This is a genomic window from Neorhizobium sp. LjRoot104 (assembly GCF_964253725.1).
Lineage (GTDB): Bacteria > Pseudomonadota > Alphaproteobacteria > Rhizobiales > Rhizobiaceae > Neorhizobium.
The window spans coordinates 3,635,533-3,660,498 of sequence record NZ_CAXURS020000001.1 but is presented as its reverse complement, the minus strand read 5'-3'; the positions used below and the strand labels follow the sequence as shown (position 1 = coordinate 3,660,498).

24 protein-coding genes are annotated in these 24,966 nt (G+C 62.7%); 16 read left to right on the top strand and 8 right to left on the bottom strand.

Going from position 1 to position 24,966, the window contains the following annotated elements:
- Positions 1–3: 3 nt before the first annotated feature.
- A complete protein-coding gene (gene ffh / locus ACSQ8R_RS18105; RefSeq protein ID WP_436254655.1) occupies positions 4–1,590 on the bottom strand; it encodes a signal recognition particle protein in 1,587 nt (528 codons plus the stop codon).
- A gap of 297 nt (positions 1,591–1,887) precedes the next feature.
- Between ffh and ACSQ8R_RS18100 the strand changes: the two genes are divergently transcribed.
- The 12 genes from ACSQ8R_RS18100 (at position 1,888) to ACSQ8R_RS18045 (ending at position 14,072) form a co-directional block, all read left to right on the top strand.
- Positions 1,888–2,130: a type II toxin-antitoxin system VapB family antitoxin gene (locus ACSQ8R_RS18100; RefSeq protein ID WP_436254654.1), complete on the top strand. Its 243-nt coding sequence runs from the start codon at positions 1,888–1,890 to the stop codon at positions 2,128–2,130.
- Positions 2,130–2,567, top strand: a complete 438-nt coding sequence (locus ACSQ8R_RS18095) for a type II toxin-antitoxin system VapC family toxin (RefSeq protein ID WP_436254653.1) — start codon at positions 2,130–2,132, stop codon at positions 2,565–2,567. The genes ACSQ8R_RS18100 and ACSQ8R_RS18095 overlap by 1 nt, the downstream gene beginning before the upstream one ends.
- Positions 2,568–2,629: 62 nt before the next feature.
- Positions 2,630–3,712, top strand: a complete 1,083-nt coding sequence (locus ACSQ8R_RS18090) for an MBL fold metallo-hydrolase (RefSeq protein WP_436254652.1) — start codon at positions 2,630–2,632, stop codon at positions 3,710–3,712.
- Between the two features lie 240 nt (positions 3,713–3,952).
- Positions 3,953–4,483, top strand: coding sequence for an RNA polymerase sigma factor (locus ACSQ8R_RS18085; RefSeq protein ID WP_436254651.1), 531 nt, complete (start codon positions 3,953–3,955; stop codon positions 4,481–4,483).
- Positions 4,476–5,405 carry a FecR family protein gene (locus ACSQ8R_RS18080; protein WP_436254650.1) on the top strand — a complete coding sequence of 310 codons (930 nt, stop codon included), beginning with the start codon at positions 4,476–4,478 and terminating at the stop codon, positions 5,403–5,405. Before ACSQ8R_RS18085 ends, ACSQ8R_RS18080 begins: the two co-directional genes overlap by 8 nt.
- Positions 5,406–5,542: 137 nt before the next feature.
- Positions 5,543–8,113, top strand: a complete 2,571-nt coding sequence (locus tag ACSQ8R_RS18075; RefSeq protein WP_436254649.1) for a TonB-dependent receptor domain-containing protein — start codon at positions 5,543–5,545, stop codon at positions 8,111–8,113.
- Between the two features lie 21 nt (positions 8,114–8,134).
- On the top strand, positions 8,135–8,725 hold the full coding sequence (locus ACSQ8R_RS18070) for a biliverdin-producing heme oxygenase (protein WP_436254648.1): 591 nt from the start codon (positions 8,135–8,137) through the stop codon (positions 8,723–8,725).
- A 158-nt stretch (positions 8,726–8,883) separates the two neighbouring features.
- Positions 8,884–9,801: a diaminopimelate epimerase gene (dapF, locus tag ACSQ8R_RS18065; protein ID WP_436254647.1), complete on the top strand. Its 918-nt coding sequence runs from the start codon at positions 8,884–8,886 to the stop codon at positions 9,799–9,801.
- Entirely contained in the window at positions 9,798–11,078 is a 1,281-nt protein-coding gene (gene mtaB / locus ACSQ8R_RS18060) for a tRNA (N(6)-L-threonylcarbamoyladenosine(37)-C(2))-methylthiotransferase MtaB (protein ID WP_436254646.1), read from the top strand. Before dapF ends, mtaB begins: the two co-directional genes overlap by 4 nt.
- 15 nt (positions 11,079–11,093) lie before the next feature.
- A complete protein-coding gene (gene ftsY, locus ACSQ8R_RS18055) occupies positions 11,094–12,740 on the top strand; it encodes a signal recognition particle-docking protein FtsY (RefSeq protein ID WP_436254645.1) in 1,647 nt (548 codons plus the stop codon).
- A gap of 64 nt (positions 12,741–12,804) precedes the next feature.
- On the top strand, positions 12,805–13,488 hold the full coding sequence (locus ACSQ8R_RS18050) for a septation protein A (RefSeq protein WP_436254644.1): 684 nt from the start codon (positions 12,805–12,807) through the stop codon (positions 13,486–13,488).
- Positions 13,485–14,072 (top strand): DUF2585 domain-containing protein, encoded by a 588-nt coding sequence (locus ACSQ8R_RS18045; protein ID WP_436254643.1) that lies wholly within the window; start codon positions 13,485–13,487, stop codon positions 14,070–14,072. Before ACSQ8R_RS18050 ends, ACSQ8R_RS18045 begins: the two co-directional genes overlap by 4 nt.
- Before the next feature lie 468 nt (positions 14,073–14,540).
- Here ACSQ8R_RS18045 and ACSQ8R_RS18040 read toward each other — a convergent pair whose 3' ends face one another.
- The 5 genes from ACSQ8R_RS18040 to ccmA all read right to left on the bottom strand — a co-directional run bounded on the left by ACSQ8R_RS18040 (position 14,541) and on the right by ccmA (position 17,754).
- Positions 14,541–15,143 carry a DsbE family thiol:disulfide interchange protein gene (locus ACSQ8R_RS18040; RefSeq protein ID WP_436254642.1) on the bottom strand — a complete coding sequence of 201 codons (603 nt, stop codon included), beginning with the start codon at positions 15,141–15,143 and terminating at the stop codon, positions 14,541–14,543.
- Positions 15,140–15,310 (bottom strand): heme exporter protein CcmD, encoded by a 171-nt coding sequence (gene ccmD, locus ACSQ8R_RS18035; RefSeq protein WP_436254641.1) that lies wholly within the window; start codon positions 15,308–15,310, stop codon positions 15,140–15,142. The genes ACSQ8R_RS18040 and ccmD overlap by 4 nt, the downstream gene beginning before the upstream one ends.
- Before the next feature lie 4 nt (positions 15,311–15,314).
- Positions 15,315–16,085, bottom strand: coding sequence for a heme ABC transporter permease (locus ACSQ8R_RS18030; RefSeq protein WP_436254640.1), 771 nt, complete (start codon positions 16,083–16,085; stop codon positions 15,315–15,317).
- Between the two features lie 75 nt (positions 16,086–16,160).
- Positions 16,161–16,820: a heme exporter protein CcmB gene (gene ccmB / locus ACSQ8R_RS18025; RefSeq protein ID WP_436254639.1), complete on the bottom strand. Its 660-nt coding sequence runs from the start codon at positions 16,818–16,820 to the stop codon at positions 16,161–16,163.
- A gap of 289 nt (positions 16,821–17,109) precedes the next feature.
- Positions 17,110–17,754, bottom strand: coding sequence for a heme ABC exporter ATP-binding protein CcmA (gene ccmA / locus ACSQ8R_RS18020; RefSeq protein WP_436255513.1), 645 nt, complete (start codon positions 17,752–17,754; stop codon positions 17,110–17,112).
- Positions 17,755–18,024: 270 nt separating this feature from the next.
- On the opposite strand from ccmA, the gene acnA reads away from it, so the two are divergent.
- The 4 genes from acnA to ACSQ8R_RS18000 all read left to right on the top strand — a co-directional run bounded on the left by acnA (position 18,025) and on the right by ACSQ8R_RS18000 (position 23,287).
- Positions 18,025–20,718 carry an aconitate hydratase AcnA gene (gene acnA, locus ACSQ8R_RS18015; RefSeq protein WP_436254638.1) on the top strand — a complete coding sequence of 898 codons (2,694 nt, stop codon included), beginning with the start codon at positions 18,025–18,027 and terminating at the stop codon, positions 20,716–20,718.
- A 201-nt stretch (positions 20,719–20,919) separates the two neighbouring features.
- Positions 20,920–21,657 (top strand): TSUP family transporter, encoded by a 738-nt coding sequence (locus ACSQ8R_RS18010; protein WP_436254637.1) that lies wholly within the window; start codon positions 20,920–20,922, stop codon positions 21,655–21,657.
- A gap of 196 nt (positions 21,658–21,853) precedes the next feature.
- Positions 21,854–22,603: a DUF1223 domain-containing protein gene (locus tag ACSQ8R_RS18005; RefSeq protein ID WP_436254636.1), complete on the top strand. Its 750-nt coding sequence runs from the start codon at positions 21,854–21,856 to the stop codon at positions 22,601–22,603.
- A gap of 294 nt (positions 22,604–22,897) precedes the next feature.
- On the top strand, positions 22,898–23,287 hold the full coding sequence (locus tag ACSQ8R_RS18000; RefSeq protein WP_436254635.1) for a DUF2794 domain-containing protein: 390 nt from the start codon (positions 22,898–22,900) through the stop codon (positions 23,285–23,287).
- A 9-nt stretch (positions 23,288–23,296) separates the two neighbouring features.
- Here ACSQ8R_RS18000 and ACSQ8R_RS17995 read toward each other — a convergent pair whose 3' ends face one another.
- Positions 23,297–23,854 (bottom strand): N-acetyltransferase family protein, encoded by a 558-nt coding sequence (locus ACSQ8R_RS17995; RefSeq protein WP_436254634.1) that lies wholly within the window; start codon positions 23,852–23,854, stop codon positions 23,297–23,299.
- 108 nt (positions 23,855–23,962) lie between these two features.
- A complete protein-coding gene (locus ACSQ8R_RS17990) occupies positions 23,963–24,745 on the bottom strand; it encodes a Bax inhibitor-1/YccA family protein (protein WP_436254633.1) in 783 nt (260 codons plus the stop codon).
- Between the last annotated feature and the right edge of the window lie 221 nt (positions 24,746–24,966).

The window sequence follows — 24,966 nt, the reverse complement described above, 5'->3', positions numbered from 1 at the left end:
CCCTCATTTCTTCTTCGGCAGGCCCGGAAGACCCGGGAAGCCGCCGCCGAGGCCGGGCAGTTTCGCGCCGCCGAGACCCGGCATGCCGCCGCCCGGAAGGCCTCCCCCTGGAAGACCTGGCATCGAGCCCGGCTTGAAGCCCGCGGCTTCGGCCTGCTTCTGCAGCGCTTCGAGCTGTTTCGGATCGAGCTTGGAAAGATCGGGCATGCCGCCCATTCCGCCGCCCATGCCGCCAAGCCCCATCTTCGAGGCAAGGCCGCCCATCATCTGCTTCATCATGCCGCCCTTGCCCTTGCCGCCCATCATTTTCATCATGTCGGCCATCTGGCGGTGCATTTTCAAAAGCTTGTTGATTTCGGCCGCATCCGTGCCGGAACCCGCTGCGATGCGCTTCTTGCGGCTATGCTTGAGCATATCCGGGTTGGCGCGTTCGGCCCTGGTCATCGACTGGATGATGGCGATATGGCGGGCGAATGTCTTGTCGCTCATGCCGGCGGCCGAGAGCTTGTCCTTCATGCCGCTCATGCCGGGCATCAGCCCCATGATGCCGCCCATGCCGCCGAGCGACTGCATCTGCTTCAGCTGTTCGGCCAGGTCGTTGAGGTCGAACTTGCCCTTGGCCATCTTTTCGGCCATGGCGCGCGCCTTGTCGGCGTCGATATTTTCCGCGGCCTTCTCGACCAGCGAGACGATGTCGCCCATGCCGAGAATGCGGTCGGCGATGCGGCGGGGATGGAATTCCTCCATCTCCGTCATCTTTTCGCCGGTGCCGATCAGCTTGATCGGCTTGCCGGTGACGGCGCGCATCGAGAGCGCCGCACCGCCGCGGCCGTCGCCGTCCATGCGGGTCAGAACGAGACCGGTAATGCCGACGCGCTCGTCGAAATTGCGGGCGAGGTTGACGGCGTCCTGGCCGGTCAGCGAGTCGGCGACCAGCAGGATTTCATGCGGGTTGGAGCGGCGCTTGATCTCCGCCATCTCGGCCATCAGCGGCTCGTCGATATGGGTACGGCCGGCGGTGTCGAGGATGACGACGTCATGGCCGCCGAGCTTGGCGGCCTGCACGGCGCGCGCGGCAATCTCGGTCGGCGACTGGCCGGCGATGATCGGCAGCGTATCGACGCCGGTCTGGACGCCCAGCTGGCGGAGCTGTTCCTGGGCGGCCGGACGGCGCGTGTCGAGAGATGCCATCAGCACCTTCTTGCGCTCGCGGTCGGTCAGCCGCTTGGCGATCTTGCCGGTCGTCGTCGTCTTGCCGGAGCCCTGGAGGCCGACCATCATGATCACCACCGGGGCGACCGCATGCAGGTCGATGCCGACCCCTTCCGAGCCGAGCATCTCGATCAGCTCGTCATGGACGATCTTGACGACCATCTGGCCGGGCTTGATCGATTTCAGGACTTCGGCGCCGACGGCCTTTTCGCGCACCTTGTCGGTAAAGGAGCGCACGACTTCCAGCGCCACGTCCGCTTCCAGCAGAGCACGGCGAACCTCGCGCAGAGCGGCGGACACATCCGCCTCGCTCAATGCGCCACGGCCGGTCAGTCCACTCAAGATGGAGCCAAGACGGTCCTGGAGGCTTTCGAACATCGTTTCTTCCTTCTCGCGTTTCGGATCACCGAAACGTCGGGTTCTCATCCGCCAAAAACAAGAGACAAAGCCAAAAAGCACCCGAGGGCGCAACGCGCTGTCGGGTGTTGACCTCCGGGCTCAGTCTATCGGCCCCGGTCGGCGGCTCCAAGTCGTAACTTGTCAGCAGATGGGCGGGCTTAAACAGCAAGCGGGCGGGAAAGTCAAGGCTGGCACCTCAGCCGCGCTTTGGCTTGCAGGGATATTCATTTAGCCTATATTGAATATTCCCGGAATTCTCCATCGAAGAGGATCGGCATGTCCCTTTACATCCGCGACGACAGGGTGGATGAACTGGCAAACGAGGTGATGCGCCGGCTTGGCACGAAGACCAAGACGGAGGCGGTACGCGTGGCGCTGGAGAATGAGCTGAAACGGGCGGGTGAGGAGCTGTCGCTGGAGGAGCGGGTCAGGCGTTTGCAAGATCGTATTGCGGCGCTCGGACCAAAAGATCCGAACTTCGATGAAAAGGCCTTCATGGACGAGATGTGGGAAATCTGATGTTCCTCGATGCGTCCGCGATCGTCGCGATTTTAGGCGGAGAACCGATAGGGGCGTCCTTGCTCGGGAAAATCAAAGGTGCTGAAACCCCGGTTCATTATTCCTCGACAGTGGTGTTTGAGGCAGTCATCGCTTTGGCCCGTCAGAGAAAAATCGCCGCCTATGGCGAGCATGCACCGACGCCGAAATATCTGATCGAAGAGGTGCAGGCGGTTGTCGCTGATTTCTTCCAACAGATTGGTGCTGTCGAGGTCGCGCTTCCATCTGGGCTTCATGACACGGCACTGGCCGCTGCAAAAATTTATGGCCGCTTTGTCGGCCATCCCGCCAAACTGAACTTCGGCGACTGCTTCTCCTATGCCGCCGCCAAAATGCTCCAGGCGCCGCTCCTTTTCGTCGGCAACGATTTTTCCCAGACGGACATCGAGGTCGCATGATCGTGTCCGCCGGTTCTCGATTTGGGTTTTCAGATGCAGCCTGAGGCTGCTAGATAGCCATCATGAACCGTCGAAAATTCCTGAAATGGTCCGGCATCGGTGCGATCTCTGCCCTCGTGGGCGGGTTCGCGGCAAGGGGAGCCATGGCTGCCAACAAGTATTACTCCGGTCCGGTCTCCGATCATTTCGACGGGACGTATTTTTTCAACCCGGGTGGCGAAGAGCCGCGCGGCGGCCTCGACCTCCTGCGCTGGAAGCTCGCAGGCAACAACATCGCCTGGCCGGCAAGTTTTCCGAGCCCGTTTCCACAGGCCGTGCCGGAAACGCGGGTCTCGGGCGACCGGCTGACCGTCACCATGGTCGGGCATGCGGCGATGCTGATCCAGGTGGCCGGCCTCAACATCCTGACCGATCCCGTCTGGGACGACCGCGCCAGCCCGGTGCGCTTCGCCGGTCCGAAGCGGGTCAATCCGCCCGGCATCCGCGTCGGCGACCTGCCGCCGATCGATGTCGTGCTCGTCACCCATAACCACTACGACCACATGGACCTCGAGACCCTCTGGGTGCTGCAGGGCCGCGACAAGCCGCATTTCGTCACGCCGCTCGGCAATGACACACTGATCCGCTCGCGTATCGCCGATGCGAAGATCACGGTGATGGATTGGGGCGGCCGCGAGGATATCGGTCCTGGCGCCGTCCTGCATTGCGAGCCCTGCCATCACTGGTCGGCGCGGGGCGTAAGCGACCGGCGCATGGCGCTCTGGGCTGCCTTCGTTTTCGAAACCTCTGCCGGCAAGATCTACCATATCGGCGATACGGGCTTCCACCAGGGCATCAACTACCGCGCCGCGCGTGAAAAGCACGGGGCTTTCCGGCTCGCCAACCTGCCGTTCGGCGCCTACGAACCGCGCTGGTTCATGCAGGCGCAACACCAGAACCCGGAAGAGGCGGTGGAGGGCATGATCCTTTGCGACGCGGCTTTTGTCGCCGGCCATCATTGGGGAACGTTCAATCTGACCGATGAAGGGATCGAAGAGCCGCTGACGGCGCTTCATGCCGCTCTCGATGCACGCCGCGTTTCCCGGGACCGCTTCAGGCCCATGCGCCCTGGCGAAGTCTTCGAAGTGCCGGCAGTTTCCGTCTGAACACGCCGGATCTGTTGCGAAATCGCGACAGATGGTCTCGAAGCGGCAAAAATTTCAATCTCTGCCGTCGCCAATATCCGGCTGCCCAACCTGCTGATTTCGCATTAAAACATGAGTAACAATCATCTTTTTTGCGATACTCTTTGGATCCATTCCAAATCATTGATGTTGCGCCTCTTTTTAGGCGGCGCTAAACGCGGAGCCATTGGTCGGGCAGGTTTCGGCCTTGGGGTTACGGACTTGGACATCAGCCAAATCGAACGATTGCAGCAGACCGAGGAGGGGAAGCTGCGGCGGTTCTTTCTTCGGCGTCTGCGCAACAGGGAGGATGCGGCGGATGCGACACAGGAAACTTTCTTGCGGCTGCTGACGGCATCGCCGAAGGAGGATCTGCGCAATCCGAGTGCCTATCTTTTCCAGGTCGCCCGGTCCGTCGCCCATGGCATCACCGCCCGGCTGATGCGCGACAGCGCGCTTTTCAGCGCCGAGTTGGACCAGACCCAGGTTGCCGACGAGGCGCCAAGCCCGGAGCGCGTGGTCGCCGCCCGCCAGCAGCTCGGGCTTCTGATCGAGACGATTTCCGCCCTGCCGCCGAAATGCCGGGTCGTGTTCGTGCTCAGCCGGCTCGAAGGGCTTTCCAATGGAGAGATCGCAACCAAGCTCGGAATCTCTCGCAATATGGTTGAAAAGCACATCATCCGTGCACTCATGGCTTGCCGTCAGGCCCGCCTTGCGGCATTGCCTCCGGCCGGGGGAAACGCACATGACTAATGTTTCAGGCAGGGCCATCGAGGACGCCATTGCGGAGGAGGCGGCAGGCTGGGTCGCGCGTCTCGGATCCAGCGACGCGACCGATGCCGACCACCGCCGCTTCGAACTCTGGAAAATGCAGGATCCGGCTCATGCGGCCGCCTTTGAAGAGATGAGCTCTCTGTGGGGCGATCTCGCTGCGGTGCCGGAAACGATCGCCCCGCGCCGGCGCCGGGTGGTCGGCGGCGGCATCGCCGCTCTGCTTCTGATGGGCTGTCTTGGCATCATCGCCAGCGAGACCGGCCTCATCGCCCGGTATCGCTCGGATTTCTACACACCGGTCGGCGTCATCCGGCGCATCGACCTCGACGACGGGTCGGTGGTGACGCTCAATACCGATAGCGCCATCCAGGTGCGATATGGCCAGACCGAGCGCCGGATCGTGGTCCTGCGCGGCGAAGCCTTCTTCGACGTCACCCCGAACCCGGCACGGCCTTTCGTCGTTAGTGGCGACGAAACCCAGGCGATCGCGCTCGGCACCCATTATGCGGTGCGCGTCGGCGCGCGCGACGAGGTGATGGTCGAGGAGGGGCATGTGGCGGTCACTTCCGGCTCCCAGCGCGCGGTGCTCGAAACCGGCGGCACCGCGCATCTCGGCGCCGATGGCCGCCTGGCAACCGGTTCCGGCGATGTCGCCGATCTGACGAGCTGGCGCAGCGGCAAGCTGGTCTTCTCCGGCCGGCCGCTCGGCGAGGTGCTCGACCGGATCGGCCGTTACCAGCATGGCCGCATCGTGGTGCTCGACGACGAGGCGGCGCAGCTGCGGGTCAGCGGCGTCTTTGCCGCAAATGACGTCGATCAGACTTTCGCGGCCCTGCAGGAGAGCCTGCCGATCCGCATCATCCGGCTTTCCGACTGGGTCACGCTGGTCCGTTCGCGCTGAGTACAGGTCCGATCCGAAATATGAGTGCTAAAATCATCTTTTTTCGAAAACCGACGTCAGGAGGTGGAGCCCTCTTTCACTCATAACCACCGGGGCCGCGATGAGAGCGGTCACGAAGTTGAGTGCAGGGGGTTGAAATGAGTTTGAGCGGGCCGCTTTCTTCGCGGCATGTCAGGATCGCGCTTGGCTGCGCATCCTTGCTGGGCGGCATGGTTCCGGCCATCGCACAGCAGCCGGCGCAAGGCGTCCAGTCGCAGCAGGTTGCTGTTTCCATTCTAGCCGGGCCGCTGGAAAACGCCCTTCTCGCGCTCGGCCGCCAGACCGATCTGCGTCTGGTCTATCGCAGCGAAATTACCGCGGGCAAGACTACGGCTGGTGTTACCGGTTCGCTGACGCCATCTGCCGCCCTGTCGCGGCTGCTCTCGGGGACCGGGATCTCCCATCGGATGACCGGAAATACCGTAACGCTCGAGGCCGGCACTTCGGCGGCGGGCATGCCGGACCCGGCAGACGATACGACGCTCAAGCCGATCGTGCTGCGAGATGGCGAGGGCCGGCCGGCGGATGCGCCTTACGAGACGGCGGGCTCGACGAGCTATATATCGTCCGAGCAGATCGAACGGTTCCGCGGCTCAAGCGCCGGCGACGTATTCAAGAACACGCCGGGCGTCATTTCGGCCAACAACCACAATGGCGGCGCCGTCAACGTCAATATCCGCGGCCTGCAGGGGCAGAACCGCGTCCGCGTCGCGATCGACGGAACGCAGCAGACCACCACGACCTGGCGCGGTTACGCCGGCGTCGACGACCGCACCTATATCGATCCCGACCTGATCGGCGGCGTCAGCATCTCCAAAGGCCCGTCGGGCGGCGCTGCCGGCGCCGGCGTCAACGGCGGCGTCGTCGGCATCCGCACGCTCAACGCGAAGGACATCGTCGAGGACGGCAAGCAGTATGGCGGGCGGATCAAGATCGGCGCGCAGGATAATACGACCTCGGATTTCACCATCAATTCTCTCGTCCAGCAGACCGACCAAGCCGAGTTCTTCGACTTCACGAACGGCAATGGAAGCGTTGCGCTGGCAACTGTGCAGGACAATTTCGATCTGGTGATCGCTGCGGCGCGCCGGTACCGCGGCAACTATTTCGCGGGCTCGAAAGGCCCGACCACCTATCGCTACGACAATCGCGATTGGCCCCTCTCCTATACCAAGCCGGACGAGGAAGTGTGGAACACATCGAGCGAATCGACCTCCTTCCTGGCCAAGGGCACGATCCATATCGACGACGACCAGAGTATCGAACTCGGTTACGTTCATTACGAAGCCGAATACGGCGAGGCGATGTCGTCGCTGCTGTTCACACAGCCCGAGACGTTCCGCCAGGCGCCGCTGTCCAATGTGACGACGGATACATTCACCAGCCGCTACCGTTACAATCCGGACGACATGGTTGATCTCAAGGTCAATGCCTGGATGAGTATCGTCGACCAGATGGACATGTCGACCGGTCTCGCCTTCTACCTTCCGCCGTGGGTCACGCCGGTCAACACGCCGCCGGGCGACGATCCGCGCTATGCGATGACCCACACCTATGGCGGAGACATTTCGAACACGAGCAAGTTCGATACGGACTATGGTAGTGTCAGCGCCAACTACGGCGTCTCGTACCTTTTGGAAGACATCGACGCCCGGCCCTACCGGAGCCGCACCTATGCGAACACTCTCGGCGTGCTGATGACCCCGAGCGTCGGTAGCCGTTCGATCGCCAGCGCCTTCACGCAAGCGGAATGGGAAGCGACCGACTGGCTCAAGTTCAACGCCGGTTTGCGTTATGACCACTACTGGCTGAAGGACGACGGCGTGACCCCTGATACCACCGTCCGAAATCGGGATGGCGGCCGCCTCAATCCGTCGATCGGCGCGACGATCGAGCCCCTCGACGGCCTGCAGTTCTACGCCCTCTATGCGGAAGGCGTGCGGCCGCCGACCATGCGCGAGACGATGGGCAGCGACGGCAACGTCAGGCCTACTCCCGATCTCAAGCCTGAAGTCGCCGAGAACTGGGAAATCGGCGTCAACCTCAGCAAGGACGGGCTGATCACCGGCAGCGATTCCGCGAGGCTGAAGCTCTCCTATTTCAACAATAACTACACGGACTACATTTCCCGTGTTTCCACTCAGGGAATGCCTCCCCCGCCTCCAGGCATGCCGAACTATTCCTTCACCTTTGACAACCTGAAAAAAGCGCGTTTCTCGGGCGTGGAGGTTTCCGCCTCCTACGACCTCGGTTTCCTCTTCGCCGAGGGATCGCTGACCTATTACACCAACTATGAATTCTGCCGCACGCTCTCCACATGCTCGGACACGACGGTCAATATGGACTATGCCGCAAACCACATGCCGCCCGAGATCATGAAGCGACTGACGATCGGCACGCGGTTGTTCGAGGACAAGCTGCAAGCCGGTATCCGCATCACCCAGGCAGGCGCGCGCATGTCGCCGGTCACCCAGGGCGCGCGCATGTATACGGGGATGTGGGTGCCCTATACGACCGTCGATGCCTTCGCGACCTACAAGATCACGGAAAACTTGACATTCGACCTCCAGGCCGAAAACTTGACCGATCGTTTCTACATTGATGCCCTTGATGGCTGGAACCCTGCGCCTGGACGGACGATCAGGGCCTCGTTGACCGCCAAATTCTAAAATATTCGAAACGGAAGACATATGCAGATCGAACTTGAAACACCCGCTGCACCGACCCGCATCCAGCGCCTCAAAGCCCTGACCGATGCCACCCATGAGCGCCTCGACAAGCGCATCATGGCGGCCGATCCCTTCGGTAGCCGCGAGCGTTACGCGCTGTTCCTCGCCGTGCAGCATCATTTCCATGCGGATGTCGATCCGCTTTATCTCGATCCGCGGCTGAACCGACTTGTTCCAGATCTTCCGAGCCGCGTGCGGCTTGAAGCGCTGCGGCAGGATATTTTCGATGTGACGGGAAACAAGCCGCCCGTCCTCACAGCCGGCACGGATAGGCTCGGTATCCCGGCCGCACTCGGCTGGCTCTATGTCGCCGAAGGCTCGAACCTCGGCGCCGCCTTCCTATTGAAGGAAGCGGCAAAGCTCGGCCTTTCGGGAGAATTCGGCGCCCGCCACCTCGCCGGCCACCCCGCCGGCCGCGGCCTGCATTGGCGCACCTTCGTCGCGGCTTTCAACGGGTTCGAGATGTCCGAGACGGAGGAAGCGGATATGGCCGAAGGCGCCAAGGCGGCGTTTCGGCGGGTGCATGCGCTGGTGGATGAGTTTTTCGTTTGATGGGGATGCAGGCGACGTATTCCGGCGCCCATTGGCGGTTCCCTTTCGCTGCCTGCCGGCCACTACCGACAGAGCGAAGCCCCCACTGGTAATTCCCCGCCTTTTCCGCCATATACAGCCCGATAAGCGGGCACTTGGCCCTCAACGGATTTGGCGTCATGACGGAACTGGTGGAATTCGCGCGGATGAACGGGCTTGGCAACAAGATCCTGGTCGTCGATATGCGCGGACGCACCGACATGGTGACGCCCGGAGCAGCAATCGCGCTCAATGCCGATCCGGCCACCCAGTTCGACCAGATCATGGCGATCCACGATCCGAAGGCTCAAGGCACCGACGCCTGGATCGACATCCTCAATTCCGACGGCTCGAAGGCGCAGGCCTGCGGCAACGGCACGCGCTGCGTCGTGCAGGCGCTGGCCGCCGAGACCGGCCGCAAGACCTTCACCTTCCAGACCGTCGCCGGCATCCTCAATGCGGTCGAGCACGAGGACGGGACGATTTCGGTCGATATGGGCAAGCCGGTGTTCGAGTGGGACCGTATTCCGCTGGCGGAAGAATTTTTCGATACGAGCCGCATCGAACTGCAGATCGGCCCGATCGATGCGCCTGTGCTGCATTCGCCCTCGGCCATGTCGATGGGCAATCCGCATGCGATCTTCTGGGTCGATCGCGATCCGATGAGCTTCGATCTTGAGCGGTTCGGCCCGCTGCTCGAAAACCATCCGATGTTTCCCGAAAAGGCGAATATCACGCTGGCGCAGGTTACGTCGAAGTCGTCGCTGCGCACCCGTACCTGGGAGCGCGGCGCGGGGCTGACGCTCGCCTGCGGTTCGGCCGCCTGCGCCGCCGCGGTTTCCGCCGCCCGCACCGGGCGCACCGGCCGCACGGTGACGATCGATGTCGCCTCCAGCCCGGTCCGCCAGCCGCTTACCATCGAATGGCGGGCAGACGATCACGTCGTCATGACCGGGCCTGCCGAATGGGAATGGTCCGGCATGGTCGATCCGCAGAACGGCGGCTTTACCCGCGACCGGGAGCCTGGTGCCGGCGACCCGGAGGCTCGGGTCAATTGAGCGGCGTCGAGGTCATCACCTTCGGCTGTCGGCTCAATACCTATGAATCGGAAGTGATGCGGGCGGAGGCCGAAAAGGCCGGGCTCAACAATGCCATCCTGGTCAATACCTGCGCCGTCACCGGCGAGGCCGTGCGCCAGGCGCGCCAGGCGATCCGCCGGGCGCGCCGCGAAAACCCGCATGCCCGCATCATCGTCACCGGCTGCGCCGCCCAGACGGAAAAGGACACCTTTGCCGGCATGGCGGAAGTCGATGCCGTGCTCGGCAACGAGGAGAAGCTGACAAGCGCCTCCTACCGGTCGCTGCCGGATTTCGGGGTTTCGGCGGAAGAAAAGCTGCGCGTCAACGACATCATGAGCGTGCGCGCCACCGCGCCGCAGATGGTGAAGCATATCGACGGCCATGTGCGCGCCTTCATCCAGGTGCAGAACGGCTGCGACCACCGCTGCACCTTCTGCATCATCCCCTATGGCCGCGGCAATTCCCGCTCGGTGCCGATGGGCGCCGTGGTCGATCAGGCCCGCAAGCTTACCGAAAGCGGCTATCGCGAGATCGTGCTGACCGGCGTCGATGCCACCAGCTACGGCGCCGATCTCCCCGGCCAGCCGTCACTTGGGCTTCTCGCCAAGTCTCTGCTTCGCCAAGTTCCGGAAATCCTGCGCCTGCGCCTTTCCTCAATCGACAGTATCGAGGCGGACAAACATCTTTGGGACCTGATCGCCGACGAGCCGCGGTTCATGCCGCATCTGCACCTGTCGCTGCAGCATGGCGACGACATGATCCTGAAGCGGATGAAGCGCCGCCATTCGCGCGCCGAGGCGCTGGCCTTCACGCAACAGGCGCGGCGGCTCAGGCCCGAGATCGCCTTCGGGGCGGATATGATCGCCGGTTTCCCGACCGAGACCGAAGAGATGTTCGAGAATGCCGCGACGCTCTCGGAAGAGGCCGGCATTTCCTTCCTGCATGTGTTTCCCTACAGCCCCCGCCCCGGCACGCCTGCGGCCCGCATGCCGCAGGTCGATCGGGCGCTGGTCAAGGATCGGGCGGCACGGCTGCGGGCGCGGGGCGAGGCGCTGAATCGCGCCCATCTCGACCGCATGGTCGGCACCGAGCAGACGATCATCGTCGAGAACAACGGCATGGCGCATACGGAAAACTTTTCGCTGGTGGCAGTGCCCGGACTTGTTCCACGCGCGTTGAAGCGCGTTATGTTGACCGGCCATAACGGCAAACATCTGGAAATGCAGGTCGCGTCCGTCCCATCCCGGGCGGCGTAACCGGAACGGGTTCTCATGGCATTGGGCTTCATAAAACGCGTCTTCACCTTCGGCAAGCCGGCCGAGGAACCGGCACCCGATGCGGTGAGGCCGGAGGATCTGGCTGCCGTCCAGGCGGAGCTGGAGCCCAAGTCACGCGACGAAGACCTGCCGGTCTCGCCGGTCGATCCGGTTGCGCCGACGGAGATCGAGACGGCTGGCGGGCCGGTTTCGGATATGGCGGTTGAGGATATCGAGCCAGCTGAGCCGGTGACTGCCAACGATGACGAGCCGCCGCTTCTTCCTGGTGTCGAGGCCGCTTCGGATATCGGCATGGTGCCGTTGTCGCTGCTGCAGGCGGAAGCCGAGGCCGATGAAGAAGCCGCAGCGCCTGCGGAAGCACCCCCCTCTGTCCTGCCGGACATCTCCCCCTCACGGGGGGAGATCACGGATGCGCCGTCGACCCCGGCATCTGACATTAGCGATGTGGACCCCGACGCCGCTCCCACGAGTTCCGAGTCCGCTTTGGAGCGAGGAGTAAGCCACGATTCGATCTCCCCCCTTGAGGGGGAGATGTCCGGCAGGACAGTGGGGGGTGAGGCGCGGTCTGCGGAGCAGAGCAATCGATCCAGTGAATCGATTGCAGCAACGAACGCCCTGAGCCAAAGCGAAGGGCCGGATCGGCCAATAGAACCCACTCTCCCCAGGGGCTTCTCCACCGCCCGCCCGGAACCCACGCCCGAACCTGTCGCCCCCGCGCCAAAACTCACCTGGTTCCAGCGCCTGCGCGCTGGTCTCGCCCGCACCTCGTCGCAGCTCACCGGCCAGATCTCGGCCCTTTTCACCAAGCGCAAGCTGGACGAGGACACGCTGGAACAGCTCGAGGACCTGCTGATCCAGGCCGATCTCGGGGTCGAGACGGCGATGCGCGTCACCGGGGCGCTTTCCTCGGAGCGTTACGGCAAGGACGTCACCGGCGAGGATGTGTCGCGGATCATGGCCGAGGAGATCACCAGGGTTCTTGGGCCAGTCGCAAAGCCGCTCGCGCTCGATCTTAATCACAAGCCGCATGTCATCCTCGTGGTCGGCGTCAATGGCACCGGCAAGACGACGACGATCGGCAAGCTGGCGGCAAAACTGTCCGGTTCCGGCCTCAAGGTCATGCTCGCGGCCGGCGACACCTTTCGCGCGGCAGCCATCGAGCAGCTGAAGATCTGGGCGGACCGTACCGGTTCGCAATTCATCGGCACCAAGCTCGGCGCCGATGCGGCCGGCCTTGCCTATGACGCCTACGAGCAGGCGCGCGCCAACAAGTCGGATGTCTTGATCATCGATACCGCCGGCCGGCTGCAGAACCGCACGGAACTGATGGCCGAGCTCGAAAAGATCGTCCGCGTGCTCGGCAAGCTCGATCCTGACGCGCCGCATACCGTGCTGCAGACGCTGGATGCCACCACCGGCCAGAATGCCATGAACCAGGTGGAGATTTTCCGGAACGTTGCCGGGGTCAGCGGGCTTATCATGACGAAGCTCGACGGCACGGCGCGAGGCGGCATTCTCGTGGCGATCGCCGCCAAGCACAAGCTGCCTGTCTATTTCATCGGTGTGGGCGAGGGGGTCGATGATCTCGAACCCTTCGAGGCGCAGGATTTTGCGCGCGCCATTGCCGGGATTGCCCATTGATGCCACAAATCTGCCTTGGCGCTCGCGCAGGGCCAAGGCAGGACGAAGCAGGTTTGACCAATTTATGAAATTCGAAAGCGATACGACGCCCACCGCCGCCGACCGGCACCATCCGATGCTGAAGCTCGCGCTTGAGCTCGGGCCGCTGCTCGTCTTCTTCTTCGCCAATCTGCGCGGGGAATGGCTTGCCGCGACCTTTCCGTCGCTTTCGGTGCTCGGCGGTCCGCTTTTCATCGCCAGCGGCCTGTTCATGGTCGCGACCGTCGTTTCGCTCGTGGTCTCGAAGATCGTGCTCGGCCATCTGCCGCTGATGCCCTTCATTTCCGGCATCGTCGTCCTGGTCTTCGGCGGACTCGGCATCTGGCTGCAGGACGAGCTGTTCTTCAAGATGAAGCCGACGATCATCAACACGCTGTTCGGCGTCGTGCTGCTCGGCGGCCTGCTGTTCGGCAAATCGCTGCTCGGCTATGTCTTCAACGCGGCCTTCCAGCTCGACGAGGCCGGCTGGCGCAAGCTCACCATCCGCTGGGGCCTGTTCTTCCTGTTCCTCGCCGTCCTCAACGAGATCGTCTGGAGGGGCGCGAACGCCTATTACCTGCCCGACGCCAAGGCGGCCGATAACTTCTGGGTCGCCTTCAAGGTCTGGGGCACGATGCCGATCACGCTGATCTTCACCATGACGCAGATGCCGCTGATCATGCGCCACACGGTGCAGGACCCGGCGGGAAACACCGAGGCTGAAAAGTGACGGCGGCGGAATTCTCCCCACCGAGTTCATCTTCCCGGCGCTGGCTTCTTGCCGCGCTCGTCCTCTTTCTGCTCCAGATCGCCATCCTTTACGCGATGGGCCGCATTCCGATCTGCGAATGCGGTTATGTGAAGCTCTGGGAAGGCGGGGTGAATACCAGCGGCAATTCGCAGCATCTCTCCGACTGGTACACGCCGTCGCATATCATCCACGGCTTTCTCTTCTACGGTCTCGGCTGGTTGATCCTGCGCCGCGCGCCGCTGACCGCGCGGCTTTCGCTGGCCATCCTGATCGAGGCTGCCTGGGAGATCGCCGAAAACTCCCCGCTGATCATCGACCGCTACCGTACGGCGACCATGGCGCTCGGCTATACCGGCGACAGCATCCTCAATTCGGCGATGGACACGGTGTTCATGGCGCTTGGCTTCTTCGCCGCTTCGCGCCTGCCGGTCTGGCTGACGGTCGCAATCGCCATCTTCTTCGAGCTGGCGACCGGCTATATCATCCGCGACAACCTGACGCTCAACGTGCTGATGCTCGTCTGGCCGATGGATGCGGTGCGGGTGTGGCAGGGCGGGCTATAGGTCGCCGGCAGGGCGGGAGGGGTCTTTGCCGGGGATGATTTTTCCGCCCGTGAAAAATACCGCCAGACCCATCAATCCCTTAGGGACATTCGCTTCCCCGTTCATCCCCGCCTGTCCGAAGCCGCGCCATAATCGCCCCGTCATCGGATGGGAAACCGGGTTCGCGAACCGGCCTCCTCCTCCAAGGTTTTCGGACCCCGGTTTCCGGTGATGGCTGTGGAACGTGGTGGGACGGGAACTGACAACTCCCGGAAAGCTGCAGGAAACGGTCGGGGCAGGCGGAAAGCCTGAATACCCAATACCGAAATACCCCGCCTGCTCCATTCCCAAACCAGAACCGCGCCGGACAGGACGTCCCGCGCGGCCAGAAGTGCTTCTTCACGCCGAGATCGAATGTTCTTCGAAGCCGGAACACGGCGAAACACCTCGGTCGCTTTGGGACATCCCGGTCGCCCGACCGGCTCCCGTTCAGCGTCCTGCCACGGCCTTCTCGATCGCCGGCAATAGATCCTGCGCCAGGCTGCGTGCATCGAACGGACCGACGCGCTTGTAGAGAATGGTACCGTCGGGCGCGACCAGATAACTTTCCGGAATGCCGTAAACCCCCCAGTCGATCGCCGCCTTGCCATTCGGATCGATGCCGATCGCCTTGTAGGGATTGCCGAGTTCGCCGAGGAAACGCAGCGCGTTGTCGTTGCGGTCCTTGTAGTTGATGCCGACGATGGTGAGCCGGCTGTCGTTCGCCAGTTCCTTCAGTATCGGGTGTTCCTGCCGGCAGGGCACGCACCAGGAGGCAAAGACATTGACCAGCGTCAGCTTGCCGGCGATGGCGGCCGTCGTCAGCGCCGCGGTGTTCGAGCCTTCGAGCGGCGGAAGCGCCAGCGAAGGGGCCTTCTTGCCGATCAGGGCGGAGGGTATGGCCGAAACGTCGCGACCGTTGACGTCCTGGTCGTAGAGCATCTTGCCGGCGACCGCTGCAAAGCCGAGAAAGATCGCCAGCGGGATCAGCGGCAGCGCATAACGGGCCAGGCTTTTGCGCGTCGCGCGCTGATTTTCGGTCTCGATGCTCATGCCGCGTCACCCTTCGATTGTGCCGAGCGGCGGCGGATACCGGAGGCTTCGAGTTCTGCCAGCTCCTTTTGGCGGGCGCGGCCGTCGAGCCAGGTCCAGGCGATCAGACAGAGGCAGACGACAGCCGAAACGGCATAGGACATCGCGATGTAGAAGGTATGGCTCATGATCTCACGCCTCCGAGCCGGTTACATGGCCGGCCATGCGCGCGGCCATGCGCCGCTGGGCGGCGACGCGGCGGCGCCAGATCTCGTTGCGCATCGCCATCACGTGCAGGGTGAAGAACAGCATGGTGAAGGCGATCGCCATGATCAGCAGCGGCCAGAGGAATTCCGGGTCGATGGTCGGGCCGCCCATGCGGATGACGCTCGCCGGCTGGTGCAGCGTGTTCCACCAGTCGACCGAGAACTTGATGATCGGGATGTTGACGAAGCCGACGAGGATCAGCACGGCGGACACCCGCGCCGCCCGCGACGGATCGTCCATGGCGCGGTTCAGCGCGATCAGGCCGAGATACATGAGGAACAGTACGAAGACGGAGGTGAGGCGCGCGTCCCACACCCACCACGTGCCCCACATCGGCCGGCCCCAGAGTGAACCGGTGGCAAGCGCGATCAGCGTGAAGGCGGCGCCGAGCGGGGCTGCGGCCTTGTGGCTGACGTCGGCGAGCGGATGGCGCCAGACCAGCGTGCCGATCGCCGAAACGGCCATGACGGTGTAGCACATCATCGACAGCCAGGCTGCCGGCACATGCACATACATGATGCGCACCGTCAGGCCCTGCTGGTAATCGCCCTCGGTGGTGAAGCTCAGGTAGAGCCCGATCGCAAACAGGATCGCGGTGGCCGTCGCCATAAAGGGAAGGATGCGGGCCGCCAGCGCCAGAAACCGCGTCGGGTTGGCCAGGTCGCTGAACTTGCTGATGGCGAGGCTTTCGGTCATGGGCACTTTCTAATATGCGTGCGGAAAAATCAGCTTGATCCTGGTCAATTCAACCGGTCGACGAGCCGATTCTAGTCAATCGCCGGCATTGCGCAACGCCAGTGCCGCGCCCAGCGGTCCGAGCACGGCAAAAAACATCGTGATCGCCACCAATATCAGGAAAGGCGGCATAAACGGGGCAGGATCCTCGACGGCCGCATAGGAAGCGCTGACCCCGAAGATCAGCACGGGGATTGCGAGCGGCAGGACGAGGATCGAGACGAGCAGTCCGCCGCGCGGCAGGGCCACCGCGACCGCGGCGCCGACCGCGCCGATAAAGGTCAGCGCCGGCGTGCCCACCAGGAGCGTCAGCATGGTGGCGCCGATCGCCACCTCGTCCATGTTCATGAACAGGCCGAGCAGCGGCGAGGCGATCACCAGCGGCAGGCCGTTGCCGAGCCAGTGGGCGAGGCATTTCATCAGCACGGTCAGCACCAGCGGGTGTTCCTGCATCAGCAGCAGATCGAGGGAGCCGTCCTCGCGATCGGTCTGGAACATCCGGTCGAGGCCGAGCAGGGCCGACAGTAGCGCGCCGATCCAGACGATCGCCGGGCCGATGCGGGAGAGAAGGTTGAGGTCTGGTCCGACGCCGAAGGGGATGACGGCGACGACGGTCATGAAGAAGAGCACGCCGATCAAGGCGCCGCCGCCGGCGCGGACGGAGAGTTTGAGGTCGCGGAGGAGGAGGGCGGTCATGAGCGGGGGCTCCGTATTCGGGGCGCACCCCCGTCTGCCCTGCCGGGCACATCTCTGCAAGCGAGAGGACGGTCGGATGCGACGGTGCGTGGAGCCCCTCCCCCTTGTGGGGAGGGGTTGGGGAGGGGACTTTTCACCCGGCATGAAAACCCCTCCCGCCTGCCGGCCACCCTCCCCACAAGGGGGAGGGTTAGGGCTGCCGCACCGGCGCACGCTCCATGTGCCGCAGCCTTGTCCTCAAGGGGAAGATGCCCGGCAGGGCAGAGGGGGGGAACGCGGGGCAGACCCATCACCATCTCTCCTCCGCCACGCCCGCGAACCCCGCCATCTTCAGCTCCCGCGCATTCTCCAGCCCCAGCGGCTGGTGAGTCGCCGCCAGCACAATGCCACCGGTCGCCAGATGTGCATTGATCAGCCCCGTGAACACGCCCTCCGCATTCACATCCAGCGCCGCGGTCGGCTCATCGAGGATCCAGACCGGGCGATACGACACGAGCAGCTTGGCAAACGCCATGCGCCGCTGCTGGCCGGCGGAGAGATAGCCGAAGGGCAGATGGATGATGCCGCCGAGGCCGACGGCTTCGGCCGCCTCGCCAGCGGAGACGCCCTTGCCGCCCTCGAAATCGCCGAGGAAGGTCTTCCAGAAGCTCAGATTCTCCGCAACCGTCAGCTCCGCCTTCATCGCGTTGCGGTGGCCGAGGTAGTGGCAGGCCTCGGCGGCGCGCATTCCCGATTCGGCACTCTCGGATGTCCAGGTGACGCGACCGGTTTCCGGGTGCAGCAATCCGGCCACGACGCGCAGCAGCGTCGATTTCCCGGATCCGTTGCGGCCGGTCAGGACGAGGCTTTCACCGGCTCCGAGAGTAAAGGAGATATCCGTGAAAATCCGGTCTTCGCCGCGCCTTGCGCTCAAGTTTTCGGCCAAAAGCCGCATGCCGGAGACCTTCATTAAGATTTTAATCATCGCGATCCGAAAATTTATTCGGAATGGGCGCCAAGCGTCTGGAACCCTTCTTAGAAATTATCTATAAGCACTGCAACCACGCCAGCGGCCGGCGTGATTTCAATCTTCCGCCGAACTTGAAGATCCCAAAAAATCTTCTCGTGCGGACAGCGGAAATGGTCGCACCCGCATCCTGATGTGCATGAAGTGCATAGGCGTCCGCACGCGCGTGTTGGCTCTTTAATCAGCGGGGTTTATTCCGTGGCTAAGTCTCTCGACAGTTTCAATTGTCGCTCCGTCCTTACCGTAGGCGGTAAGGATTACGTTTACTACAGCCTTCCGAAGGCCGAGCAGAACGGCCTTGCCGGCGTTTCGAAGCTGCCCTTCTCGATGAAGGTGCTGCTCGAAAACCTGCTCCGCTTTGAAGATGGCCAGTCCGTCACCAAGGAACAGATCCTGACGGTCGCCGAATGGCTGAACAACAAGGGTCTCACGGAAGCGGAAATCGCCTACCGCCCGGCCCGCGTGCTGATGCAGGACTTCACCGGCGTTCCCGCCGTCGTCGATCTTGCCGCGATGCGCGACGCGATGGTTTCGCTCGGCGGCGATCCGGAAAAGATCAACCCGCTGGTTCCCGTTGACCTCGTCATCGACCACTCGGTCATCGTCGACGAATTCGGCACGCCGACCGCTTTCGCCAAGAACGTCGAGCTCGAATACGAGCGCAACGGCGAGCGTTACCGCTTCCTGAAATGGGGCCAGCAGGCGTTCAAGAATTTTCGCGTCGTTCCTCCGGGCACCGGCATCTGTCACCAGGTCAACCTCGAATATCTCGGCCAGACCGTGTGGACCAAGGAAGAGGACGGCGAAACGATCGCCTATCCGGATACCTGCGTCGGCACCGATTCGCACACCACGATGATCAACGGCCTCGGCGTTCTCGGCTGGGGTGTCGGCGGCATCGAAGCGGAAGCCTCGATGCTCGGCCAGCCGGTCTCGATGCTTCTGCCCGAGGTCATCGGCTTCAAGCTCACCGGCAAGCTCAAGGAAGGCGTCACCGCGACCGACCTGGTGCTGACCGTCGTGCAGATGCTGCGCAAGAAGGGCGTGGTTTCCAAGTTCGTCGAGTTCTTCGGCCCAGGCATGGACAACATGCCGCTCGCCGACCGCGCGACGATCGGCAACATGGGTCCGGAATACGGCGCGACCTGCGGCTTCTTCCCGGTCGATGGCGAAACCATCAACTACCTGACCATGTCCGGCCGCACGCTCGAGCGGATCGCGCTGGTCGAGGCCTATTCCAAGGTTCAGGGCATGTGGCGCGAAGGCGACGGCTCCGACCTCGTCTTCACCGATACGCTTGAGCTCGATCTCGGCGACGTCGTGCCGTCGATGGCCGGCCCGAAGCGTCCGGAAGGCCGCATCTCGCTCGACAAGATCGCTTCCGGTTTCGCCGGTTCGCTCGATACCGAATACAAGAAGCCCGGCCAGCTCGGCAATCGTTACCCTGTCGAAGGCACGGATTTCGATCTCGGCCATGGCGACGTGGCGATCGCCGCGATCACGTCCTGCACCAACACGTCCAACCCGTCGGTGCTGATCGCCGCCGGCCTGCTCGCCCGCAACGCGGTTGCCAAGGGCCTGAAGTCCAAGCCCTGGGTGAAGACCTCGCTCGCACCGGGATCCCAGGTGGTCGGCGAATACCTTGCCAAGTCCGGCCTGCAGGCCGATCTCGACAAGCTCGGCTTCAACCTGGTCGGCTTCGGCTGCACCACCTGCATCGGCAATTCCGGTCCGCTGCCGGCGCCGATCTCGAAGACGATCAACGACAAGGGCCTGATTGCCGCCGGCGTGCTCTCGGGCAACCGCAACTTCGAAGGCCGCATCTCGCCTGACGTGCAGGCGAACTACCTCGCCTCGCCGCCGCTCGTCGTCGCCTATGCGCTTGCCGGTTCGGTCCAGAAGGACCTGACCTCCGAACCGCTCGGCGAAGACCAGAACGGCAATCCGGTCTTCCTCAAGGACATCTGGCCGACCTCGAAGGAAGTCCAGGAATTCATCCTGAAATACGTCACCCGCGAACTCTACGAAACCAAGTATGCGGACGTCTTCAAGGGCGACGAGAACTGGCAGGCGGTCAAGGTTCCTCCGGGCCAGACCTATGCCTGGGATGACAATTCGACCTATGTGCAGAACCCGCCCTATTTTGTCGGCATGGGCAAGACGGGCTCGGGCCTCAAGAACATCAAGGGTGCCCGCATCCTCGGTCTCTTCGGCGACAAGATCACCACCGACCACATTTCCCCGGCCGGTTCGATCAAGGCTGCTTCGCCGGCCGGCGCCTACCTCACGGAGAACGGCGTCGGTGTTGCCGACTTCAACCAGTACGGCACGCGCCGCGGCAATCATGAAGTGATGATGCGCGGCACGTTCGCCAACATCCGCATCCGCAACTACATGCTCGGCCCGAACGGCAAGGAAGGTGGCTACACCTTCCACTATCCGTCCAAGGAGGAGATGTCGATCTACGATGCAGCCATGCAGTACAAGGCCGAGGGCGTTCCGCTCGTGATCTTCGCCGGCGTCGAATACGGCAACGGTTCGTCGCGCGACTGGGCCGCGAAGGGCACCAACCTGCTCGGCGTCAAGGCGGTCATCGCCCAGTCCTTCGAGCGTATCCACCGCTCGAACCTGGTCGGCATGGGTGTCGTTCCCTTCGTCTTCGAAGAAGGCACGACCTGGGCCAGCCTCGACCTCAAGGGCGACGAGACCGTCACCATCGAGGGCCTGGAAGGCGACATCAAGCCGCGCGAATGGAAGACCGCCAAGATCACCTACGGCGACGGCACGGTGAAGGAAATCAACATCCTCTGCCGCATCGATACGCTCGACGAGGTCATCTACATGAACAATGGCGGCATCCTGCAGACGGTTCTGCGCGACCTCGCCGCTTAAGTGACATGGCCACCCGCCGGCTCGGCCGGCGGGTCACCAATTTTCCACGTGAGTTAAGCTGCCCCTCACCCTAGCCCTCTCCCCGCACGCGGGGAGAGGGGACTTGAGAGTTTGCGGCTCGTGTCCTTCTCCCCATCTCAATGGGGAGAAGGTGCCGGCAGGCGGATGAGGGGCAGTTCCAACACCTAAGGTCCCATGCCCTTGACCGTCGTCCTCCTCACCGGAATGGCCGTCACCGTTTTCCTGACATCGCTGCTTTCGGGAATTTTCGGCATGGCGGGCGGGTTGATCCTGCTGTGGGTGCTGCTTTTCCTCTTTCCCGTCGGCACCGCAATCGCCATCCACGGCGTCATCCAGATGGTGTCCAACGGGTCGCGCGCCTGGTTTTCCCGCGCCTATATCGACTACCGCATTCTCGGCATCCTCGGCCTGGGCCTGGTCATTTCGAGCATCATCCTGCTGATCGTCGATTACCAGCCGGACCTGATCGTCGTGTCGATCGCCATCGGGCTGATGCCGATCCTGGTCTGGATGCCGGTATCGAAGCTGCGGCTCGATGCCTCGAAGCCGCTGCATGCGCTGGTCTGCGGGCTGATCGCCGGCGCGCTGACGGTCGGCGTCGGCGTATCGGGGCCGACGATCGACATCTTCTTCATCCGCACGACGATGGACCGGCGCAAGGTGATCGCCACCAAGGCGGCGGTGCAGGTCGCCTCGCATGCGACGAAGGTGGTGTTCTACTGGAACGCGGCCTCGCAACTGCCGACCACGGAGTGGATCGCGGTGCTGGTGGCAGCGCCTATCGCCATTCTCGGCGCGCGGGCCGGCAACGACATTCTGCAGAAGATGACCGACCAGAATTTCCGCGCGTGGACGCGCTGGATCGTCACCGGCGTGGGTGCCGTTTATTTTACCCAAGGCCTGCTCAAACTGATTTGACCCCGGCGCATTTTTCGCGAAGTTTGATGTCCGACCAAACGCATTCGGAAACCGATCAATTATCCGGTCTTCACCCCTTCGTGACTTTCTCTTGAAGGTTCCCGGTGGTTACTTTCCGCCATCCAGTGCGTTAGGCCCCTTGATCGCCGCGAGCAATCGTGGATAACAGTTGCCCTGATAAAAAGGTCTGCCACCCATGCCCCTTCGTTTTCGCTCCGTACTCCTTGTGGCGGGCCTGTTTTATGCGGGCGCTGCATTCGCGGGAGAGGTCAGGGCGCCGAAGGGCGTGATCGAACTTTTTACCTCTCAGGGCTGCTCCTCCTGCCCGCCCGCCGATGCCGCTCTGGGCGAGCTGGTGGCGCAGGGAGACATGGTCGTGCTTTCCTACCACGTCGATTATTGGAACTATCTCGGCTGGACCGATACGCTGAGCTCCAAGGAAAATACCGAGCGGCAATATGGTTATGCCAAGACGCTCGGGCGTAGCGGTGTCTATACTCCGCAGGCCCTCATCAACGGTCGAGACCACGTCAAGGGCACCGACCTCACGGTGATCAACGACAAGGTGAAGGCACTCGGCCAGAGCGGCAAGGGGCTCGACGTCCCGGTCACCGCGGCGATGCGCGGCGACGAGATCGAGATCGAGATCGGAGACGGCAAGGGGCAGGCCGACGTCGTCGTCGCCTATTTCACTAAGCGCCAGATGGTGGATGTCACCAAGGGTGAAAACAGCGGCAAGACGATGGAATATTGGCACGCCGTTTATGACGTGCAGTCGGTCGGCACCTGGAACGGCCAGAGCATGAAGCTGACCCTGCCCGGCAAGCTGATGGGCAAGTCTAAGAAGGATGGCTGCGCGATCCTGCTGCAGACATCCGGCCCGGGCGGCGAGCCCGCGGCAATTCTCGGCGCGACCGTGCTGATGGCGGGCCGCAAAAAATACTGACCGCGGGCGCGGTTCCTGTCCTGCCGATTATGCGTGAGTTCTTGTTGGCGGCCCGATCCAATAACATTGGGGGGCTGGGGGTAAGGGTCAATGCACCAGACCGGGCCATATGGCGCTGAAAAACGGCGCCAACCAACGCTGCCAATCTCGCTTCGAAATCGGGCACTCTTTTGTTCGAAATGGGGCAAGAATAAAATCGCGGCGGTTGGTTGCGGGCGAGATTGCCGGGGTTGATTTTTACGGCCTCTCGGGCACACTGTCATATCTCTGACATTTGACGATTTGGGAGTCTTGATGACAGATCAGCCGGATTTGCCGGGGGGACAGAGACCCCAGGACACAGCCGTTGTCGTCGATCTCAGTGATTATCGGCAGAACCGCGATCCCGCACCGGTCACCTTCCACCGGCGGGAACTCGATGCGATCTTGAGGATTTACGGTCGGATGGTCGGCGAAGGGGAGTGGAAGGACTACGCGATCGACCACCTCAAGGATCGGGCCGTGTTCTCAATCTTCAAACGCTCCGGTGAAACTCCGCTCTTCCGAATAGAGAAGAATCCGAAGCTCGCGGCCAAGCAGGGCGCCTTTTCAGTGATGAACACCCATGGCCTGATCATGAAGCGCGGACATGAGCTGCCGCAAGTGCTCAAGGTCTTCGACAAGGTGCTGAAACTGATCGATTAAGGCGGCGCCCTATTCGGCAAACAGCGAACCCGGATAGACGCCGGGATTTGGATCGGTTTCATTGCCTTCGCCGAGCGAAACCTGCATCAGCACCGTGTCCTGCCATTTTCCGTGTTTGAAGCCGGTGCCCTTGAGCGTGCCGGTCAGCTCGAAGCCGAGACCGCGATGGAGCGCCACGGAGGCAGGGCTGGCGCCGCCGATGACGGCGACCATCTGGCGGAAACCCAGCGCCTCGCAGCGCACCAGCAGTTCTTTCAGCAGCGCCTTTCCGACGCCCTTGCCGCGCGCTTCCGGTGCCAGATAGATCGAATCCTCGACCAGCCAGCGATAGGCCGGGCGGGTCCGGAAGGCCGATGCGTAGGCGTAGCCGAGGAGGGTGCCGTCTTCCTGTTCCGCCGCGATATAAGGATAACCCTTGGCCCGGATTGCCTCGAAGCGGGCGGTCATCTCGGCCTCGCCCGGCGGCGTCAGTTCATAGCTTGCGGTGCCGTTCAGCACGCTGTCGCGATAGATTTCGGTAATCGTGGGAAGATCGGCGGGGGAGGCGTCGCGGAGATGGAATGTCATTGAGTTTCAGGCCGTTGAAAGGAATGGCCGAGCCTATGCCGTGACGCGAAGCCGGGCAATAAAAAAGGCGACCCGGAGGCCGCCTTTTCCTGTTCGAATTCCTCGAGATCAGTTGTTCCGGTTGCCCAGGAACTGGAGGAGGAACGTGAAGAGGTTGATGAAGTCGAGGTAGAGGGTCAGAGCGCCCATGATGGCCTTGCGGCCAGCAACCGCGACGTCGTCGCCGTCAAAGTACATTTCCTTGATCTTCTGCGTGTCGTAGGCGGTGAGGCCTGCGAAGATCAGCACGCCGATCGCGGAGATCGCGAAGCCGAGGGCCGAAGACGCCAGGAAGATGTTGACGATCGAGGCGATGATCAGGCCGAACAGACCCATGATCAGGAACGAACCCATGCCCGACAGGCTTCTCTTCGTCGTGTAGCCGTAAAGCGACAGGGCGCCGAAGGAGGCCGCCGTGATGAAGAACGTCTGCACGATGCTCTGCGCCGTGTAGACCAGGAAGATCGACGACAGGGAGAGACCCATCAGCGCCGCATAGCCCCAGAAGGTGGCCTGTGCCGAGCTGACGCTCATCTTATGAACGCGGAAGCTCAGGAAGAACACCACTGCGAGCGGCGCGAGCATGATGACCCAGCGAAGCGGCGAACCGTAGATCGCAGCGCCAAGGCTGGTCAGCAGGATGCCGTTCGGAAGCCGGGCGACAGCTGCGGCTGCATCCGTCGTCGTTGCGAGGGCCGAGATACCATAGGCGGCGATACCGGTGATAGCCAAGCCGACAGCCATCAGGTTGTAGACCTTGAGCATGTAGGCGCGCAGGCCTTCATCGATCATCGCGCCGGACTGGGCGCGACCCTGCGCCGCCCGGGTCTGGTAGTTGTTGAAATCAGCCATTGTTTCCTCTTTAAGCTCCGGAATTATTCACGGTGTCGGGCCCCCTTTTTACGGACCCAGGCGCCGCTGCGGAGCTCCAGCAAGCCTGCGCATAAATATGATGCGAGATCGCTTCACATACAAGAGGTGCGACAAGCGAAAAACGCAAGCCATGGGAGCTATTTAGCAACCTATGGGAGGCGCTGACGGTAATTTGATCCGAGAGTTAACAAGAAATGCTA